Here is a 4,227-nt window from a genome sequence, read left to right on the forward strand (position 1 = left end):
CTAAACCGTTTGTATGGTGGGATTTACCATTTTGTAGCGAGATCGAGATTTGAACTCGAGACCTCCGGGTTATGAATTTAAATTGATAACCTTTTAAACCCTATTTATGAGGGTTTTAAGCTGTTAATGTTGTAAATCGTGTTCCAAAACGTGTTCGGTTTTGTGTTCACTTAGTTTATACGTATAAAATTAAGAACAAACTGTTAAATGACCTATTAAAAATTGACTAAAGTTGTATTGATATGAACCAATATTTTGATGATATTGAAGGTGAAAAATTAGATGACCAACAACGAACAGCTGTAATAACAGACGAATATTCAAACCTAATTATTGCAGGAGCTGGTTCAGTAAAAACCTTAATTATTCTGGCTAAAGTTAAATATCTATTAGAAAAAAAATGTAAAACCTGAAAACATATTACTGTTATCCTTTATGAGAAAAACTGTTGATGAATTAAATGTTCGACTCAAAAACTTGGGTCTTGATGCAAGAACTACAACGTTCCATAAACTTGGGTATGATACCATAAAAAGACATCTTACCACTATTCCCGCTGTAACAAATGAGAACACCATTTTTAATGTCATCATAGAGTATCTAGAGAAAGACATTTTTAACGACGCAGATGCCTTAGAAGCATACATTGTCTATGTTGCATGTTACATGAATATTCCAGAAGCAAATGATAGCTATGAATCACTTGGTGAAAAATTAGATACTGAAAAAGGCATTGATTTTGAAACTTTTAAAGCTAAATGCGAACCTGAGCCACTGAACAAAGTGGCAAAAGCATCGCTTGACACCATTCAAGGCGAAAAAGTAAATAGCGTTGAAGAGCTGACTATAGCAAACTTTTTATACTTGAATGGTATTGAATACGAATATCAGATACCGTATCCATTTGGAGAAATCATGTATCAACCTGACTTTGATCTATCAGATTATGACATTTATTTGGAGCATTTTGGTGTAAACGAATAATAGCACCACCACAATGACACTTGCAAACCCAAAAGAAAAGCCACAAGCTTGTTTCAAAAATGAACTAAAAAATTTTTTAAAACCCTTTAGCCCTAGAACTACTGGAATTGTTATTAATGAAGTTATTTCTGAAAATAGAGGTATAAGCTTAGAAGAAGCTAAAAATGAAAAAATCGTAACTGCAAAGGAAGTAGAAGAAGTCCTTAAACGTTACGACGAGCTTTAATTAACAACGTATTACTAACTGTTATTAGCGACAAGCAGCTCTTTAGTTTTGGCTTGTCGCTTTTTTAATATGCGCTTACCAGAATTGCATTGCTTTTTGAAAGTGTATTCAAAGATTCTGCTGCACTATGGTTTATGAGGTTTCATTATATTTGATAGATGTACCTAATTACTATGACTAACATTTTACTAAGTAACGTAACGCTATAAATTTAAATTAATGAAGCATAAATTCAAACTACCAAAAACTGACCGCTTACTAGGTATATCAGCAATGATAACAAGTATTTTGAGCTTAATAGTTTTTACTTTTCAAACGCATATCATATACAAAACAAATAAACTATCGGTTAAACCAAGCCTTTATTTTGCAGGGGATTCGGAGGAAAATGATAGTATATATACCATTAAGTTCTTCGTTACAAATAAAGGATTGGGACCAGCTATTATTCAAAGTTCAACACTAAGTTATCAGAATGAAGATTACCCACTAGGTTTGGACAATCTTTTTATGAAAAAGTTTCCACTATATGAAGAGTACCACAAAACTATTTGGGTAAGGGATGGAATAATAAAAGGTACTATCTTATCAAAAAATGATACTTTAGATATATATAGAATTGAATTAAGGACGAAAGATTTAAATAAAATTCCCAAAAGTTATTATTATTCCCGTGTGAATGATATAAAATTTGGATTTACATATTCTTCAATTTTTGAAGATGATACATGGTATGCAAATAGTGATCCAGATGAACCCATCATAGAATTTTAATAGGTACAATAACACCTAAACTGCATTAAAACGCAGCTTAGCCAAAACGTTGTGTACAATTACTCAACTAACTCAAAAGAAGGAATTAAACGTTGAATTAAACTTGAAAAAAACTGCAATAAATATCAAAACTGAAAAGTGGAATGAAATAATCTCTGAATTAAGAAAAAGAGGTTGGATTGTTACCGCAAAATATTACGGATTTGACGCAGGAATTGATGATGACTTTTTAGTTTTAAGAAAGGGATTAAAAAAAATATTTTTTGGTTGGACTAATTGGTTTGAGGGAGAAATAAAATGCAATGACCAAATTTTTGACTATTTAGAATCTGAATTTAAACTGGAATTTAAATACGGAAAACCGAAAAGCCTAAAACCACTTGTAGTTGCTACTTACAGAATTCAATCTCTTCCTTTATTTCTTGTGAAAAAACTAAATTTATTAAAAAGTTGAAAAAGAAAAAACTGTACACAACAATGTCTATAATTCATTGCTATTTAATTCTAAAACAAAAGAAAAATAGTTACTTTTGACTGGCTTGATTTCTACGGTGGAAAATCCTCCGGATTTTCAACTCGCAACGAAATCATAGCCACAAACGTTAGCAAACATTAAACCTAAATATTAATCAATTAAATTATTACAAATGAAACAAATTTACGTATTAACAACTATTTTATTACTTACCTGCATTAATATTATTGCTCAAACTACTGACGTTGTAACTGGTTTAAGTTTTCCTCAAGGAATAGTACTAAATGGAAATGACCTTTATATTGCAGAAAATAACGGAAATAAAATTTCTAAAATTGACATTACAGATGCAACACCAACTACTATTGATGTTGTAACTGGTTTAAATGGTCCTAGACAATTATTACTAAATGGAAATGACCTTTATATTGCAGAATACAATGGAAATAAAATTTCTAAAATTGACATTACAGATGCTACACCAACTACTACAGATGTAGTAACAGTTAGTCGACCAGGTTCTATTATGCTAGTTGGAAACGAAATGTATATTGCAGATGCGTTTGCTGGCAAGGTTTCTAGAATTGATATTACAGACACTACGCCTACCACTACAGATGTTGTAACTGGATTAGATGTACCAGCAGGAATTGCATTAAAAGACAATATCCTTTATATCTCAGAAATTGTCCAAAGTAAAATTGTGAGCACTCAAATTACACTTTCTTTAAATGAAAATTTGTTTACCGAAAAAATAAAAATATTTCCAAACCCTTCATCTGATTTTATTCAATTTACTGGATTAATAAAAAAAGAAAATTATAAAATTTTTAATAGCCTAGGTTCTATAATTCGAAATGGCACTATCTCGAATCAAGAAGAAATTGACATTAGAAGTCTGACAACTGGATTATATTTTTTTAAATTTGATAATGGAAATACAATTAAATTTATAAAAGAATAATAAAGAACGTTTGCTAACAAAGTATAAATTCAATGGCTGCAAAAGATTAAATTTTGTGGCCATTGAATTTTTGTAAACTAAGAGCTAAACTGAAATCAATAGCATATTAACACGCCACAGAAGTTTATACAAAACCGTTGTAAACAATTATGAAAAAAATTCGTTTAACTATTTTTTTAATCCTTCTAATTCCTACATTTTTATTTTCCCAATTAATCAAACAAAAGGATTCAATTATTACGGAAATGTGTAACGAGATTGCCAATACCAAAAACTTTTCTGATTCTTTAAGAATACAATTTGCATATACTAAACGCTGATTCCGCATGGATGGGCAAAACCAAAGCTCATTATCTTCCACTTTTGTATCTTCGTTCTCGAGGCCGAACTACCTTTAGCAGGGCGTCAGAGTTTACTCTAAATAAACTATTTCATGTATAAACACCAACCTTTAAGAGTATATCCTGATTGGCAAGTATTGTACAATCAATTTTATGAAATAGATGAAATAACCCAAGAAAACATTGCATGGGTGGACACTGACTTTCAACTAAAACTATATAGTAAATTACGGAATCAATTTATAGCTATGTGGTGGACACCCACGCTTGATGTAAACGGATACTATCATATCGAAGTACGCCACGCACTGGAAGTGTATTGTTCTAAAACCAAAAGTATGGACTTAAAATTTGAAAAAACCCATACTGTTTTTGACAGTCGAGACAGGCTCGAAATAGCGGAAAAGCTTGAAGAAGACCTGATGTGGAACCTACCTCACTACGAAGATCCTAGAATTTTAAT

General features: G+C 31.0%; 4 protein-coding genes and 2 pseudogenes. All 6 read left to right on the forward strand.

From position 1 onward, the window contains the following. Nucleotides 1-242 precede the first annotated feature (242 nt). Nucleotides 243-984 (forward strand): annotated as a pseudogene (locus tag HRU49_RS14110) (UvrD-helicase domain-containing protein). 13 nt (nt 985-997) lie between these two features. Next, complete coding sequence (locus tag HRU49_RS14115) at nt 998-1,210, forward strand: hypothetical protein (protein ID WP_296358287.1); 213 nt, start codon at nt 998-1,000, stop codon at nt 1,208-1,210. 219 nt (nt 1,211-1,429) lie between these two features. Then, entirely contained in the window at nt 1,430-1,984 is a 555-nt protein-coding gene (locus HRU49_RS14120) for a hypothetical protein (protein WP_296358289.1), read from the forward strand. Nucleotides 1,985-2,087: 103 nt separating this feature from the next. After that, nucleotides 2,088-2,438, forward strand: a complete 351-nt coding sequence (locus HRU49_RS14125; RefSeq protein ID WP_296358291.1) for a hypothetical protein — start codon at nt 2,088-2,090, stop codon at nt 2,436-2,438. A 193-nt stretch (nt 2,439-2,631) separates the two neighbouring features. Next, on the forward strand, nt 2,632-3,423 hold the full coding sequence (locus tag HRU49_RS14130) for a T9SS type A sorting domain-containing protein (RefSeq protein WP_296358292.1): 792 nt from the start codon (nt 2,632-2,634) through the stop codon (nt 3,421-3,423). Nucleotides 3,424-3,856: 433 nt separating this feature from the next. Further along, nucleotides 3,857-4,227 (forward strand): annotated as a pseudogene (locus HRU49_RS14135) (hypothetical protein); the annotation flags it as partial.

Origin of the sequence: Winogradskyella sp., assembly GCF_013213975.1 — a bacterium.
Classification (GTDB): Bacteria; Bacteroidota; Bacteroidia; order Flavobacteriales; family Flavobacteriaceae; genus Winogradskyella.

What these genes read in the sequence shown, in the direction of transcription:
- HRU49_RS14120 (WP_296358289.1), top strand. Translation starts at nt 1,430, where the DNA reads ATGAAGCATAAATTCAAACTACCAAAAACTGACCGCTTACTAGGTATA.
- HRU49_RS14115 (WP_296358287.1), top strand. Translation starts at nt 998, where the DNA reads ATGACACTTGCAAACCCAAAAGAAAAGCCACAAGCTTGTTTCAAAAAT.
- HRU49_RS14130 (WP_296358292.1), top strand. Translation starts at nt 2,632, where the DNA reads ATGAAACAAATTTACGTATTAACAACTATTTTATTACTTACCTGCATT.